This is a genomic window from Mesorhizobium sp. Primo-A, assembly GCF_003997175.1.
Lineage (GTDB): Bacteria > Pseudomonadota > Alphaproteobacteria > Rhizobiales > Rhizobiaceae > Mesorhizobium > Mesorhizobium ciceri.
The window spans coordinates 41,076-55,479 of record NZ_RZTG01000004.1 but is presented as its reverse complement, the minus strand read 5'-3'; the positions used below and the strand labels follow the sequence as shown (position 1 = coordinate 55,479).

17 protein-coding genes are annotated in these 14,404 nt (G+C 65.1%); 2 read left to right on the top strand and 15 right to left on the bottom strand.

Annotation, left to right across the window (positions count from 1 at the left end; translation table 11 throughout):
• Positions 1 to 27: 27 nt before the first annotated feature.
• From EOC83_RS08430 to EOC83_RS08395, 8 genes are all read right to left on the bottom strand, one after another.
• Positions 28 to 648 (bottom strand): 2,3-bisphosphoglycerate-dependent phosphoglycerate mutase, encoded by a 621-nt coding sequence (locus EOC83_RS08430; protein ID WP_013528615.1) that lies wholly within the window; start codon positions 646 to 648, stop codon positions 28 to 30.
• 33 nt (positions 649 to 681) lie between these two features.
• Positions 682 to 1,524, bottom strand: coding sequence for a 4-hydroxy-tetrahydrodipicolinate reductase (gene dapB / locus EOC83_RS08425; RefSeq protein WP_013528616.1), 843 nt, complete (start codon positions 1,522 to 1,524; stop codon positions 682 to 684).
• Positions 1,521 to 3,392 carry an ABC transporter ATP-binding protein gene (locus tag EOC83_RS08420; RefSeq protein ID WP_024502175.1) on the bottom strand — a complete coding sequence of 624 codons (1,872 nt, stop codon included), beginning with the start codon at positions 3,390 to 3,392 and terminating at the stop codon, positions 1,521 to 1,523. The genes dapB and EOC83_RS08420 overlap by 4 nt, the downstream gene beginning before the upstream one ends.
• A gap of 78 nt (positions 3,393 to 3,470) precedes the next feature.
• Positions 3,471 to 4,517 (bottom strand): glucokinase, encoded by a 1,047-nt coding sequence (locus tag EOC83_RS08415; RefSeq protein ID WP_027161200.1) that lies wholly within the window; start codon positions 4,515 to 4,517, stop codon positions 3,471 to 3,473.
• Positions 4,518 to 4,691: 174 nt separating this feature from the next.
• Positions 4,692 to 5,780 (bottom strand): penicillin-insensitive murein endopeptidase, encoded by a 1,089-nt coding sequence (gene mepA, locus EOC83_RS08410; RefSeq protein WP_063169660.1) that lies wholly within the window; start codon positions 5,778 to 5,780, stop codon positions 4,692 to 4,694.
• A 149-nt stretch (positions 5,781 to 5,929) separates the two neighbouring features.
• Positions 5,930 to 6,829: an SDR family oxidoreductase gene (locus EOC83_RS08405; RefSeq protein WP_063170414.1), complete on the bottom strand. Its 900-nt coding sequence runs from the start codon at positions 6,827 to 6,829 to the stop codon at positions 5,930 to 5,932.
• Positions 6,826 to 7,980 carry a tRNA epoxyqueuosine(34) reductase QueG gene (queG, locus tag EOC83_RS08400; protein ID WP_027161203.1) on the bottom strand — a complete coding sequence of 385 codons (1,155 nt, stop codon included), beginning with the start codon at positions 7,978 to 7,980 and terminating at the stop codon, positions 6,826 to 6,828. Before queG ends, EOC83_RS08405 begins: the two co-directional genes overlap by 4 nt.
• Positions 7,961 to 8,653 (bottom strand): glutathione S-transferase family protein, encoded by a 693-nt coding sequence (locus tag EOC83_RS08395; protein WP_013528622.1) that lies wholly within the window; start codon positions 8,651 to 8,653, stop codon positions 7,961 to 7,963. Before EOC83_RS08395 ends, queG begins: the two co-directional genes overlap by 20 nt.
• Before the next feature lie 160 nt (positions 8,654 to 8,813).
• Here EOC83_RS08395 and EOC83_RS08390 point away from each other — a divergent pair, with 160 nt between their 5' ends.
• Positions 8,814 to 9,620, top strand: coding sequence for an undecaprenyl-diphosphate phosphatase (locus EOC83_RS08390; protein WP_013528623.1), 807 nt, complete (start codon positions 8,814 to 8,816; stop codon positions 9,618 to 9,620).
• Positions 9,621 to 9,700: 80 nt separating this feature from the next.
• Here the strand turns inward: EOC83_RS08390 and EOC83_RS08385 are convergent, their stop codons facing one another.
• Both EOC83_RS08385 and rsmI read right to left on the bottom strand, forming a co-directional pair.
• Complete coding sequence (locus EOC83_RS08385) at positions 9,701 to 10,078, bottom strand: YraN family protein (protein WP_063169659.1); 378 nt, start codon at positions 10,076 to 10,078, stop codon at positions 9,701 to 9,703.
• Positions 10,071 to 10,985, bottom strand: coding sequence for a 16S rRNA (cytidine(1402)-2'-O)-methyltransferase (gene rsmI / locus EOC83_RS08380; protein ID WP_063169658.1), 915 nt, complete (start codon positions 10,983 to 10,985; stop codon positions 10,071 to 10,073). Before rsmI ends, EOC83_RS08385 begins: the two co-directional genes overlap by 8 nt.
• A gap of 149 nt (positions 10,986 to 11,134) precedes the next feature.
• Between rsmI and EOC83_RS08375 the strand changes: the two genes are divergently transcribed.
• A complete protein-coding gene (locus EOC83_RS08375) occupies positions 11,135 to 11,323 on the top strand; it encodes a hypothetical protein (protein WP_013528626.1) in 189 nt (62 codons plus the stop codon).
• A 73-nt stretch (positions 11,324 to 11,396) separates the two neighbouring features.
• On the opposite strand, the gene EOC83_RS08370 is transcribed toward EOC83_RS08375, so the two are convergent.
• Genes EOC83_RS08370 through EOC83_RS08350 form a run of 5 tightly spaced genes read right to left on the bottom strand, consistent with a single transcriptional unit; the run spans position 11,397 to position 14,404 of the window.
• Positions 11,397 to 11,834, bottom strand: coding sequence for an EamA family transporter (locus EOC83_RS08370; protein ID WP_013528627.1), 438 nt, complete (start codon positions 11,832 to 11,834; stop codon positions 11,397 to 11,399).
• A gap of 25 nt (positions 11,835 to 11,859) precedes the next feature.
• Positions 11,860 to 12,183 (bottom strand): low molecular weight protein tyrosine phosphatase family protein, encoded by a 324-nt coding sequence (locus EOC83_RS08365; protein WP_013528628.1) that lies wholly within the window; start codon positions 12,181 to 12,183, stop codon positions 11,860 to 11,862.
• Between the two features lie 3 nt (positions 12,184 to 12,186).
• Positions 12,187 to 13,350, bottom strand: a complete 1,164-nt coding sequence (gene hemW / locus EOC83_RS08360) for a radical SAM family heme chaperone HemW (protein ID WP_063169657.1) — start codon at positions 13,348 to 13,350, stop codon at positions 12,187 to 12,189.
• Positions 13,347 to 13,994 carry an RdgB/HAM1 family non-canonical purine NTP pyrophosphatase gene (gene rdgB / locus EOC83_RS08355; RefSeq protein ID WP_063169656.1) on the bottom strand — a complete coding sequence of 216 codons (648 nt, stop codon included), beginning with the start codon at positions 13,992 to 13,994 and terminating at the stop codon, positions 13,347 to 13,349. The genes hemW and rdgB overlap by 4 nt, the downstream gene beginning before the upstream one ends.
• Complete coding sequence (locus tag EOC83_RS08350) at positions 13,994 to 14,404, bottom strand: VOC family protein (protein ID WP_063169655.1); 411 nt, start codon at positions 14,402 to 14,404, stop codon at positions 13,994 to 13,996. Before EOC83_RS08350 ends, rdgB begins: the two co-directional genes overlap by 1 nt.

Here is a 14,404-nt window from a genome sequence, read left to right as displayed (position 1 = left end):
TTTTTCGCAGGTGCTCCGTTCGCCGGCTCAGTCGTCCAGCACTTCCTTGGAAGCGACGGTGGAATCGGCGTTGAGCTGGTAGATGACCGGCACGCCGGTGCCGAGTTCCAGCTTGACGATCTCCTCGCCCGACTTGCCGTCGAGCGCCATGATCAGCGCGCGCAGGGAGTTGCCGTGCGCGGCGACCAGCACGGTGCCGCCGCGCAGCACATGCGGCTGCAAATCGTGCAGGTAATAGGGCCAGACGCGGGCGCCGGTGTCCTTCAGGCTCTCGCCGGCAGGCGGCGGCACGTCGTAGGAGCGGCGCCAGACATGCACCTGCTCCTCGCCCCATTTCTTGCGGGCGTCGTCCTTGTTGAGGCCGGAGAGGTCGCCATAGTCGCGCTCGTTGAGCGCCTGGTCGCGGATGGTCTTCAGGTCGCCCTGGCCGACCGCGTCGAGGATGTGCTGGCATGTCTTTTGCGCCCGGATCAGCGCGGAGGTGAAGGCGATGTCGAATTTCAGGCCGCGCGCCTTGAGCTTTTGCCCGGCGGCCTTGGCCTCGGCGTGGCCCTGTTCGGTCAGGTCGACGTCGCGCCAGCCGGTGAACAGGTTCTTCAAATTCCATTCGCTCTGGCCGTGGCGCACGAGCACGAGGGTTCGCGACATGTTTGCTCCTTCAGGTTTATGGATCAGGCCGGCTCAGCTGAGGCCGAGCACGTCCCGCATCGAATACAGTCCCGGCTTCTTGCCGCGCGCCCAAAGCGCCGCCTTGACGGCGCCGCGGGCGAAGATGGCGCGGTCCTCGGCGTGGTGCGACAGGGTGATGCGCTCGCCGGTGCCGGCCAGCATCACGCTGTGGTCGCCGACGACAGAGCCCCCGCGCAACGTGGCAAAGCCGATCGAGCCCGTCTTGCGCACCCCGGTGTGGCCGTCGCGGACGCGCACGTCGTTGCCTGAGAGCTCGATACCACGCCCGGCGGCGGCGGCTTCACCCAGCAGCAGCGCCGTGCCCGAAGGCGCGTCGACCTTGTGCTTGTGGTGCATTTCGAGGATCTCGATGTCGAAATCGTCGGCATCGAGCGCGCGCGCCGCCTGCTCGACCAGCACCGCCAGAAGATTGACGCCGAGGCTCATATTGCCCGATTTGACGATCGTCGCATGGCGCGCCGCCGCCGCGATCCTGGCATTGTCATCGGTCGAACAGCCGGTAGTGCCTATGACATGGACGATGCGCGCCTGCGCCGCGTAGCCGGCGAATTCGACCGTCGAAGCAGGCGTGGTGAAATCGAGCACACCGTCGGCCTTGGCGAACACCGGCAGCGGATCGTCGCTGATCGGCACGTTGATGATGCCGATGCCGGCCAGCTCGCCGGCATCCTTGCCCAGATGCGGCGAATCCGCCCGCTCGACCGCGCCGATGACCCGCGCGCCTGATATAGAGTGGATGGCACGGATCAGCGTCTGGCCCATGCGGCCGGCGGCGCCCACCACCACCAGGCCCATATCATTTGCCGGTCCGTCGGTTGCGGGCGTGGCGCTCATGTCGTGCTCCCGGCGATGCTCTGCGTGTCGATGCCTTGTGACAGGCGTTGCGCCGAAGTCCGGATCGGCGCGCTGTCGTCGACAAGCCCCAGACCCTTGACGCCCTGGATGCGGTGGAAGCGGGCATAGACGCTGTGCGGATCGGCCATCAGCGAGGCGTGCGTGCCTTCCTCGACCAGCCGGCCCTGTTCCATGACGATGATGTGGTCGGCATTGACCACCGTCGACAGCCGGTGCGCGATGACGATGGTGGTGCGGCCTTCCATGACCTTTGTCAGCGCCTGCTGGACGCGAGCCTCGGCCTCGTTGTCGAGCGCCGATGTCGCTTCGTCGAGCAAAAGGATCGGTGCCTGCCGCACGATGGCCCGCGCGATCGAGACGCGCTGGCGCTGGCCGCCGGACAGCGTCACGCCGTTCTCGCCGACCGGCGTGTCGTAGCCCTGCGGCTGCTGGCGAATGAAGTCGTCGGCCGCGGCTTGGCCCGCGGCCTGTTCGATCTCGGCATCGGTGGCGCTCAGCCGGCCGTAGCGGATGTTGTCGCGGATGGTGCCTTCGAACAGATAGGGCTGCTGCGAGACATAGGCGATGGAACCGCGCAGCGACTGTTTGGTGACCTTCGAGATGTCCTGGCCGTCGATCTCGATCGATCCCGCCTCGACATCGTAGAAGCGCTGCAGCAGCGCCACCAATGTCGTCTTGCCGGCGCCCGAAGCGCCGACGATTGCCGTCACCTTGCCGGCCGCGGCGACGAAACTCAGATCCTGCAGCACCGGAGCCTCCTCGACATAGCGGAAGGAGACGTTGTTGAAACGCACTTCGCCGGAGGTGAATTTCGCCTCGGCGGCGCCTTGGGCGTCGCTCTGCTGCGGCTCGATGTCGAGAAGCTCGTAGATCATGCGCGCATTCACAAGCGCGCGTTCCATGCCGACCTGCATGCGCGCCAGACGGCGGGCCGGATCATAGGCGAGCGTCAGCGCCGTGATGAAGGAAAACACCGCGCCCGGCGGCTGGCCGAGAACGGTGGCCCGGTAGCCGGAATAGGCGATGACGCTGGCGAAGGCGATGCCGGCCAGCAGTTCGGAGACCGGCGTCAGCCGCTCGGAGACGCGAGCGATCTTGTTCGACCGCTGCTCGGCATCCTCGGCTAGCTGGCTGATCCGGCGCGACAGCTCGTCCTCCATGGTGAAGGCCTTGACGATGGCGATGCCTTGCGTGGCTTCCTGCATGGCGCCGATCAGCCGAGAGTTGATCTGCACCGATTCGCGCGTGATGCGGCGCACCCGGCGCATCAGATAGGTGACGGTCCAGATCAGCGGCGGCCCGATCAGCAGCGAACTCAAGGAGAGTATCGGATCCTGGTAGATCATCACGCCGACCAGGCCGACCAGCGAGACGGCATCACGCGCGGTCGAGGTCACCGTCATCGACAACAGGTCGCGAATGCCGTTGACGTTCTCGTTGACCTGCGCGGCCAGCCGCCCGGACCTTGTGTCGTTGAAGAAGGAGACGCCAAGCTTCATCAGATGGTTGAAGATGCGCTGCTGATAGCGCGCCACCAGATTGTTGCCGATCCTGGCCATCGTCACCGCCTGGCCGTAGCCGGCAAGGCCGCGCAGGATGAAGGCACCGAGCAGTGCGGCGCAGATCCATGGGATCAGGTCGCCGCGCCGTTCGTAGAAGATCTGATTGACGACCGGACTCATGATCCAGGCGGCAAGCGCCGTCGTCGCCGACACGGTCAGCAGGCAGAGGATGGTGAAAACATACGCCCCCCGATAGTCGCGGCCATTTTCCTGGAGGATACGGCGGATGACCGCCACGATCTCTCCCGCACGGGGTTTCGACAAATTGGGGGGCTGAAATGTCAAATTGGAGCGCTTCGTAGATTTCCGCTTCCCGCGGCCGGGCAATTTGGCACCCCTCTTAACGCCAAGCAGCCAGCTTGCCTATGCCTCGGGGTGACTAACTTCGTCGCGCCAGCGCCGGCCCGAAGTCTGGACACCGAACAGCGAGGGGTTCCTGGCATAGGCGGCAAGGCCCAGAAGTGCGGCCAGCGGATGGGTAATGACATACACCGGCATGGTGCGCATCATCGCGCTGTGCGGCGCCTTGTCCTCGAAAGCGGCACGGAAATTGCCGGCTTTCAGCGCCGGCACGATCTTCTGCGCGATGCCACCGGTGAGAAACACGCCGCCGCGGCTCATGAACACCAGAGCAAGGTCGCCTGCCGTGCGCCCAAGGCAGGTGACGAAGGTCTCCAGCGCTTCCTCGGCAACCGGATCGGTTTTCGCAAGTGCCGCGGCAGTGATCTCGGCCGGCGTGGTGAAGGGCGACGGCTTGCCGTCCGCCTTGGCAACCGCCCGATAGACATTGACCAGACCGCGTCCGCACAGGATCTGCTCGCCCGAAATGCGGCCCTCCAGCTTCTCGATATGCGGAAAAACCTCGAAATCGCGGGCCGAGCGCGGACCGATGTCCATATGGCCGCCCTCGCCGGGCACCGGTATCCAGTGGTGCAGCGCATGGACCAGCCCGGCGACGCCGAGCCCGGTTCCGGGGCCGAGCACGACGCGGCCGGCATTGGGCTCCGGCGTGCCGCCGCCGATCTTTTCCATGTGCTCCTCGCCGAGCGCGACGACGGCCAGCGCCTGCGCCTCGAAATCGTTGAGCACGACGATGTCGCTCAGGCCGAGGCTGGCGAACATTTTTCTCGGCTTGACGATCCAGGGGCAGTTGGTCAGTTCGATCTCGTCGCCGTCGACCGGACCGGCCACCGCCAGCACCGCCGAATTGGGACGCACCGACGAGCGATCGAGCACGGCCGCCTGGATCGCCTCGTCGATGGTGTTGTAGTTCGCCGTCTGGACGATGGTCGGCTCGCCTGCCTCGGAATTGGCGTCGAGCACGATCGAAAAGCGCGCATTGGTGCCGCCGATGTCGCCGATAAGGATCGGAAACCGCAACAAAGTATCGTCGTCGCCTGTGCCTGGCATGCTCTCGTCCGTCTCCGGCGCCACCGACGGCATCTAGCCGTTCTTCCGTTGACTAGCGCATGGGTTTGAAAAGGGAAACGGTTTTCGACCCCGGCGGCGCGCTGAGGCCGGCTGTGCGGCCAAACCGACACGGTTTCGCAAAAATAAGGCCCCGAACCGATTGGGCCGTGACCGTCAGTTTCCTGGCGGCCGCGGTCGCGGCAGCGGCACGCCGGTCTCGGGGGTCGCCGTGAAGGCGTTCACCGTACTTGGCAAGCCGGCGGCGGCCGGCGTGGCGGACAATGACGGCGCTTCGGGTTCGGGTGCGGCAGCCGCGACCGGCACGCCGCCGCCATGATAGGTCGCCGCCTCGGCCGAGGCCGGCCCCGGCGCGTCGAGCACGGCGCGGCATTCGCTCGGCAGGTTCGCCATCGTCATCAGGTCGCGTGCCTTGGGGGCATCCGGGTTCTTGTTGGGCCGCCACGGCTCCTGCGTGAACCACCAGGCCAATGGCTTGCCGCAACCGTCATCGTCCGGCGTCGCTTCCTGCGCCTTGCAGCCGGGGGATCCCGGCTGACAGCCGATGCGCATGTGAAAATGATAGTCGTGGCCCCAAAACGGCCGGATCTTGCGCAGCCAGCCGCGGTCGCCCCTGACGGTGTCGCAGAGTTTCTTCTTGATGCCCGGATTGACCAGGATGCGCTCGACCTGGCTGTAGCTCGCCGCCCGCTTCAGAAGCCTTGTGTGCGCCGGCGTCCACAGCGCGTCCTTCACCAGATGGGTCTTCTCATCGACCATCAAGGTGGCGCTCATCGATTCGCGCTGCGCCATCGACAGCGGGCGGCTGGGCATCGGCGTCAGCCAGATGTCGGCGTCGAGCCCGATCTGGTGCGAGGCATGCCCGGTCAGCATCGGGCCGCCGCGCGGCTGCGAAATGTCGCCGATCAGCAGGCCCGGCCAACCATCGGCTGCCGCGTCGCGCGACAATTTCTCGATCACCGCGATCATAGCCGGATGGCCCCAGCGACGGTTGCGGGACGGCCGCATCACCTCCCAGGTCGGACCGTCCATGGGAATGGCGACGCCGCCGGCAAAACAGCCCTTGGAATAGAAGCCGATCGATTGCGCCGCGCTCGCGGCTGGCAGTTTCTTGGCGCCGAACAGGTCTTTTGCCCGTTCCTCGGCCGCGGCCGGCCGTACGGCTAGACCGGCAAGGACGAACAGGCCGAGAGCGGCCGCCAGCCTGAATTTTTTGCCGAGAGATGGCTGTATCGGTGTTTTCATGAAACCGGATCCCCACCAGGCCGAATCATAGCATGCAACGCGGAACGCTTCGATCGATAGAGCGGTTCACCGAAACGGTGAACCGCTCTATCTCTGTTTTGACGCAATCCCGGACGGAGAACCGTGTCACACTTTTCCTGGAATTGCTTTTAGCGCTTCATCGGGCTGCGCGCCTCGCCGTCGCGCCAGTCGCCGCTCGCCCACATATGGTCGAAGGCGGCGCGGTAGTCCGGAAAGCGCAGGGAATAGCCCGCCGCCTTGATCGCCGCGTTGCCGACGCGCTTGTTCTCGCCATAGAAGGACCGCGCCATGGGCGAAAGTTGGGCGGCGTCGAAAGGAATCTCGGGCGGCGGTTCGATGCCCATCAATGATGCGGCATAGGCGACGACGTCCTGCGGCGGCGCCGGCAGATCGTCGGTGACGTTGAAGATGCCGCCTTTATTGCCTTGGATGAGCTGCCACAGGGAGCCTGCAATGTCGTCGCAATGAATGCGGTTGAACACTTGGTCGGGCTTGACCAGCCGCCTTGCGCTGCCGTTTTCCAGATTGAGCAGGGCATTGCGGCCCGGCCCGTAAATGCCGGAGAGTCGCAGGATCGCCACCGGCCGGCGAATCTCGCGGCCCAGCTCCAGCCAGTCCTGCTCTGCCGCCACCCGCATCATCGAACGCTTCGACACCGGCCGGCATTCAGCCGTTTCATCGACCCAGGCGCCGTCATAATTGCCGTAAACCCCGACCGTAGAGAGATAGCCGATCCATTCCAGCGCCGGCATTTGAGCGATTGCCTCTCGGGCGGCACCCAGCACGGGATCGCCAGCCTCCTCCGGGGCGACCGAAATCAGCAGATGCGTTGTCTTTTCCAGTGCATCGCCGATTTCCTCGGTCAGCGCACCGTCGAACAGCAGCGGGGCGATGCCGGCCTGCCGTAGCGTCTCGAATTTTTCCGGCGAGCGTGTCGTGCCGAAGATCGTCGCGGCGCCTTTGTTGGCCCGAGCAAAAGCCCTGCCGGAATAGCCGGCGCCGAAGATGAATATCTGCTTTTCGCTCATGCATTCGCCCTGGTTGGCCGCGCCAGACGCCATTCGTCGCGCACGGCTTCGTCGCTCTCGGTTTTCAGGCCGAGGGCTGCCCTTTCTGAATATTCGGCATCGGGCACCAGCCGCGCCAGCGCCCAAATTGCCGCGCCCCGCACCAGCTGCGAGGCATCGTCCAGCAAGGCGCGCACAGTGTCGGCAAGAGAGGCATCGCCGGAATTGCCGGCGGCGATCAGCACGTTGCGGATGAACCGATCGCGGCCGATGCGTTTTATCGGCGAACCGGAGAAGAAAGCGCGGAAGGCCGCGTCATCGAGACCCAAAAGGTCGGCGAGCGGTGGTTCGCGCAGATCATCGCGCGCGGCGAGTTTTGCTTCCGAAGCCGCCCGGGCGAATTTGTTCCACGGGCAGGCGGCTAAACAGTCATCGCAGCCATAGATGCGGTTGCCGATCTTTTCGCGGAATTCGTGCGGAATCGGCCCCTTGTTCTCGATGGTGAGATAGGAAATGCAGCGCCGCGCATCGAGCCGGTAGGGCGCCGGAAAAGCATCGGTCGGGCATGCGTCGAGGCAGGCGCGGCAGGAGCCGCAATGGTCGATTTCGGCGCGGTCGGGCACCAGTTCAGCGGTGGTGAAGATGGTGCCGAGGAACAGCCAGGAGCCGTGCTCGCGGCTGACCAGATTGGTGTGTTTGCCTTGCCAGCCAAGCCCGGCGGCTTCGGCCAGCGGCTTTTCCATGACAGGTGCGGTGTCGACGAACACCTTCACGTCACCGCCGGCGCGGGCAACGAGCTTGCCGGCGATCTCCTTCAGCCGGCCTTTCATCACATCGTGATAGTCGCGGTTTTGCGCATAGACCGAGATCGCGCCGCGGTCGCGCTTGGCCAGCACTTCGCGAAGATCATGGTCGGGGCCGTAGTTCATCGCCAGCACGACGATCGAGCGTACCTGCGGCCAGAGGGCCGTTGGTTCACTGCGGCGTTGCAGCGTCTCGGCGATCCAGTCCATTGAGCCGTGAAAGCCATCGGCGACGAATTCGGCCAGGCGCGCCGGCGCCAGCGGGATCGCATCGGGGGAGGTGACGGCGACGGCATCGAAGCCGGCGCGCTGCGCCTCAGCGTCGATCAGCGCGCGCAGTTTTGCGGCGTCAGAAGTCGAGGTCCGCATAATGCGACACCGGTGACAGGCCGCGCACCCGGTCGGTCAAAAGCGGCCGGAAGGAAGGCCGCGACTTGACCCGCGTGTACCATTCGCGAGCAGCGCTGTGCTCGCGCCAGTCTATCTCGCCGAGATAATCGAGCACCGACAGCGTCGCCGCGGCCGCGAGATCGGCATAGGTGACCCTCGAGCCGGCCAGCCAATGGCGGGTGCCGGCCAGCCAGTTGGTGTATTTCATGTGCTGGCGGATGTTGGCGCGCGCCGCACGGATCGCGCCCGAGTCGGGCGAGCCGCCGCCCGCCGTTTCCGGCATGACCGGCTTCAGCACGCGCTCACGCACCAGATGGCGGGTGACTTCGCTTTCAGCCTTGTTGAGATACCAGTCGATGAGCCGGCGGATTTCGGCGCGCTGCATCGGGTCCTCGGCGAACAGCCGCTTGTCGCGCTTCAGCACGCCGCGCGTTTCATCGAGATATTCCGATATGACCGTCGCGCCGACGATCGGCACGTCGCCTTCGGCCAGCAGGATCGGCAGCGTGCCGGCCGGGTTCAGCGCCAGGAACTCCTTGCGCCGGGTCCACGGCTTTTCCTCGATCAAAGCCAGCTCCTCGCCATACTCGCCGAATGCGAGGCGGACGAAGCGACAGGTGGCGAACATGGGATGGTGGAAAAGCGTCAGCATGGTTCCGCGATGATAAAGCGCACTGGCGAATCGCAGGGCGCACCGGTAAGTCTTGGCCGCCCGGTTAGCGGGCCGTCAGGGTGTTGCGACCTATAGGGGGACTTCAACGCCATGACAAGCAAGCCCTTCTGTCAGCCGTCATGCCAATGCCGAGGTAGCCATGGAAAGCCAGACCATCGTCGAAGCCCTGCTGCTCGGCCTGCTGGAGGGGCTGACCGAGTTCATACCGGTGTCCTCGACCGGCCATATCCTGCTCGCTGGCCATTTCCTCGGCTTCCACTCGACCGGCAAGGCCTTCGAGATCCTGATCCAGCTCGGCGCCATCCTGGCGATCCTCAGCGTTTATTTCCGCCGCCTCTGGAAAATGCTGCTCGAACTGCCGCACGACCGACTGACCAGGCATTTCGTCATCGGCATCCTCATCGCCTTCCTGCCGGCGGCATTCATCGGCGCGCTGGCGCATGATTTCATAAAGACGGTGCTGTTCGAATCGCCGAGGCTGATCTGCATCATGCTGATTATCGGCGGCGTCGTGCTGCTGGTGGTCGACCGCATGAACCTCAAGCCGGTTTATCGCGACGTCGAGCGCTTCCCGACCCGGCTTTACCTGCAGATCGGGCTTTTCCAGTGCCTGTCGCTCATTCCCGGCACATCGCGTTCGGGCTCGACCATCGTCGGCGCCCTGCTTTTGGGCGTCGACAAGCGCGCGGCCGCTGAATTTTCCTTCTTCCTTGCAATCCCGACCATGGTCGGCGCCTTCGCCTTCGACCTGTTCAAGAACCGCAACGTGCTGAGCAGCGCCGACCTGCCGATCATCGCCGTCGGCTTCGTCGCCGCCTTTGTCACGGCGCTCATCGTCGTGCGCTTCCTGCTCGATTACGTCTCGCGCAAGGGTTACTCGCTGTTCGGCTGGTGGCGGCTGGTGGTGGGCGGTGTCGGGTTGGTGGCGTTGATGATCTGGGGGTGAGGAGTGTTCCGCGTAGCGGCCCTCACGCTTCGTCCCACGGGCTCCGCCCGTGGATGACGAATGAAGGAGGGCTGCCCCCTCTAACTCTTCCCATAAAACGCGTTCTCGACATGCACCGGCCAGCGCCAGGGCAGCACGGCGACCATGTCGAAGCGCATCGACAGCCTGCCGTAGTCCGCTTGGCGCGACAGCCAGATGTCGGCCGCGCCTTCTATTCGACGTTCCGATTCGTGGCCGATCGCCTCCATGGCTTCCATCAGCGACCGGCGCGCCTTGACCTCGACGAACAGCACCAGGTCGCCGCGCCGCGCGATCAGGTCGATCTCGCCGAAGCGCGTGCGGTGGCGGCGCGCCAGGATCCGGTAGCCCTTCAGCATCAGCGCTGCCGCCGCCAGCCATTCGCTGCGATGGCCGCGCCGATAGGCTTTTTGGCGGCTGGCGCTCGGGCGTTCAGCCACCGTCGCTTTCTCCCGAAGCATCCTTGAGCTCCAGCAATCGCCGATAGAGCGCCTGTTTCTGGCCGCCGGTCATCTTCGCGGCTTCCGCCGCCGCCTTGGAGGCCGGCATCTCGGCGGCAAGCGACAGAAGCAAACGGTCGATGTCGGCGGGTTCGTCGACCCTGGCCTCGGCCGGAGCGACGCAGACGACGATCTCGCCCTTCGGCGTATCGGCCGCGGCATAGTGGTCGGCCAGCGCCTGCAGCGTGCCGGTTCGCATCTCCTCGAAGGTCTTGGTCAATTCCCTGCCGATCGCGGCCTTGCGCTCGCCGCCCAGCGCTTCGACCATGGCACCGAGGGATTCGGCCAGCCGGCGCGGCGATTCGAAGAAAATCAATGTCGCCGGCACGGCTTTCAGTGCCTCCAGCCGCGTCAGCCGCTGCCCGGTCTTCACCGGTAAAAATCCGGCGAACATGAAGGCATCGGAGGGCAGGCCGGATGCGGTCAACGCCGCGAGCGGCGCCGATGGGCCGGGGATAGGCACGACGCGAATGCCGTGGTCGAGCGCCTCGCCGACCAGCCGGTAGCCGGGATCGGACACCAGCGGCGTGCCGGCATCGGAGATCAGCGCCACGCTCTGTCCGGCCTGCAGCGCCGCGATCAGCTTCGGCCCGGCCTCGCCGGCATTATGCTCATGATAGGCTGTGGTGCGGCGGCGGATGCCATAACGGTCGAGCAGCACGCGCGACACCCGTGTATCTTCGCAAGCGACGATGTCGGCGGCGGCCAGCGTCTCCAGCGCGCGCAGCGTGATGTCGGCGAGATTGCCGATCGGCGTCGCCACCAGATAGAGCGCCGGCTCCAGCGGCCGGGCCGCGATCTCGGTCTGCCCGACCACATAGCTGCGCTTGCCCGTCTCTGCGGTCACTGATCAAGTCTCCGTTCGACCCTGTTTGGCACGGCTGACGCGGGCTTGCAAAAGCTGACGCCGATGTAAGGAATTCGCCTTTCCTTTGCCACAGTGGGGAACCAAACCGGCGTTGGCAGATTAGCCCCCTGATTCCGGAGGAGGACAGGATGGACAGCCTCAAGATACAAGACGCTTTCGAGCCCTACTATGCCGGCCGCAACCGCGTTGCCACCCCCAGGGACAAGCGCCCGTCTGCCAAGACCGAGCACAGCCTGACCGAAGAGCGCGTCGCCAGCACCTTGCCGACGAACGTCAGCCTTTCCGACAACAAACCCGACAGCACGACGGAGCACTGACCGGACGATGCCCAATCGCTTCGATATCTTCATCACCCGTCTTGAAACGAAGAACGCACGCCATGGCGCGCAACTACCCTCGATAGGCGACCAGCACAGCACCCGCCGCGATAAGGGCGACGCCAAGCCAGTTCGCTCCGGACAACCGCTCGCCGAGAAAGGCCGCGCCAAACACCGCCACAAGCACGACGCTTAGCTTGTCGATCGGCGCCACCTGCGCCGCATTGCCGATCTTCAGGGCGCGAAAATAGCAGAGCCATGAAGCGCCGGTCGCCAGACCGGACAGGGCGAGGAAAGCCCAGGTCTTTCCCGAGATCGTAGCCGGCGACTGGAACTGGCCGCTGGCGAGCAGGATGGCACCGAGCACGATCAGGATGATGATCGTGCGGATGAAGGTGGCGAAATCGGAATTGATGTTCTCGATGCCGACCTTGGCGAAGATCGCCGTCAGGGCAGCGAATGCAGCCGAGAGCAGCGCCCAGAATTGCCAGGAGGATACGGTCAGGTTCATGCGGGTGGCCTTCGCGGATTGCGTCTTAACCGAGATACCGTGAAACGCGTGCCTTCAGAAGGCCAATCAACTCCAGATCCATGAATTCATAATCGTCAGGTATGTCGAGGCAGATCACACGCGCCTTCTTCAGGCTGGCCCTGAATTTCTTCTGCAGCTTGGTGCGGTGCGCCTTTTCCATGACGAAGATGATGTCGGCCCAAGCGACCAGCTCATGCGTCAGCGGCGTGTCGGCATCGTGGTTGGTTCCGGCCGAGGCCACCTCGATATCGCGGCGCGTTGAAAACACCTGTTCGGCGGTCGGGCTGCGCAAGCGGTTCTGGCTGCAGACGAAAAGGACGTTCTTCAAGGGTTAGCGCGCCAGATCGGCGACCACCGCGTCGAGCACGATCATGCCGGCGGCCGTGGCGCGCAGGCGCGCATTGCCGATCGGCGCCACCAGCCCTTCGCCCTGCAGCATCGACAACCGCGCGCTCGACAGGCCGCGCCCGGAGAACGCCTCGTAGCGGGAGAGGTCGATGCCTTCGGCCAGCCGCAGGCCCATCAGCAGGAATTCGTCGGCCTCTTCCGAGCGCGTCAGGATCTCGCCGCCGGTGACGCCATGGCCCTTGGCCTCGACCAGATTGGCCCAGGTTTCCGGCATCCGCTCGGCGATTGTCACCGTGCGCCGGCCGTTCTCGACGAAGCGGCCATGCGCGCCCGGCCCGACGCCGACATATTCGCCATAGCGCCAGTAGGTCAGGTTGTGCCGGCTCTCGGCGCCAGGCCTGGCGTGGTTGGAAATCTCGTAGGCCGGCAGGCCGTGCGCCTTGGTGATCTCCTGCGTCAGTGCATAGAGGTCGGCGGCATGGTCGTTGTCGGGAATGATGAATTTCTTTGCCGCATGCAGCGCGTGAAAGGGCGTGCCTTCCTCGATGGTCAGCTGGTAGAGCGACAGATGGTCGGCGGCATGGCCGATCGCCTGTTCCAGCTCCGATGCCCAAGCCTCCGGCGTCTGGCCGGGGCGGGCGTAGATCAGGTCGAAGGACAGCCTTGGGAATATTTCCCGCGCGAGGCCGATGGCGTGCAGGGCCTCTTCGACATTGTGCAGCCGGCCGAGGAAGCGCAAATCCTTGTCGTTCAGCGCCTGCACGCCGAGCGACACGCGATTGACCCCAGCCGCCCGATAGCCGCGAAAGCGCTCGGCCTCGACCGAGGACGGATTGGCCTCCAGCGTCACCTCGATGCCGGCAGGCACAGTCCAGTTCTTCGCCACGGCGTCCAGAACCCTGGCCACGGTTTCCGGCTTCATCAGCGAGGGCGTGCCGCCGCCTAGAAAAACGCTGGTCACCTCGCGCGGCCCGGTGCGCTCGCGCATCGTCGCCAGTTCGGCCTCGAAGGCGGCGGCAAAGCGCTCCTGGTCGACCGGCTGGTGGCGAACATGGCTGTTGAAGTCGCAATAGGGGCATTTGGCCGCGCAGAACGGCCAGTGGACATAGACGCCGAAGCCGGGCGTCCGGTCGAGCAGCATGCTCATGCCGAGCCCAATCTCGCTTTGGCGAATTTCTGGAAGGCACGGGCGCGGTGCGACAGCGCCGTGGCCTGGCCGGGCTTCCAGCCATGCTTTTCCTCGGCGCTCATTTCGCCGAAGGTTTTTTCGAAGCCCTCGGGCAGGAACACAGGATCATAGCCGAAGCCGAGCTCGCCGCGCGGTGGCCAGACCAGCGTGCCCTCGGCCTCGCCGCGATAATATTCGGCCTCGCCGTCGGGAAACGCCAGGCAGATGACGGCGACAAAGCGTCCCTTGCGCTGCTCCGGCAAGGCGGCGCCGACCTCCTGCAGCGCCACTTCGGTGCGTTGCATGGCCATGCCGAAGTCACGCGAACCGTCCGGGGTTTCGGCCCAGTTGGCGGTGTAGACGCCGGGCGCGCCGTCAAGCGCGTCGACGCACAGGCCGGAATCGTCCGACAACGCCGGCAGGCCGGTCGCCTTGGCGGCGGCGAGCGCCTTGATGTAGGCGTTCTCCTCGAAGGTGGTGCCGGTCTCGTCCGGCTCCGGCAGGCCATACTCCCTGGCCGACTTCGCTTCGAAGCCGAACGGTCCCATCAGGTCGGCGAATTCGCGCAGCTTGCCCTCATTATGGGTGGCGACGACGATCTTCTTGCCATCGAGAGAATGCATCAAAGGCCCCAGATTCTTGGCTCGGCAAATTCGATCGAGTTGCCCGAGGGGTCGCGTATATAGATCGAACGGCCGCCCTGCGGCCACTCGAATTCGCTCTCGATGGCGATCTTCTTTGCCTCCAGATGGGCTTTCCAGCCGGCGATTTCATCGTCGGTCGCCGTAAAGCAGAGATGACCTTGGCCGACCGCGCCGTGCGGTGGCACCGGCAGCCTCGCGTCGGGCGCCGGCGGGATTTTGGTTGCCTCGGCGTTGAAGACGAGCAGCACGCCGGGGCCGCAGCGGAAGAAGAGGTGGCGGCCGTCGACCTTGCCGAGGAGATTGAGGCCGAGGATGTCGGTGTAGAAGGTTTCGGCGGCGGGCAGGTCTGTGACGTAGAGGGCCGATTCCAGGATCGTGGAGGGTGTCAC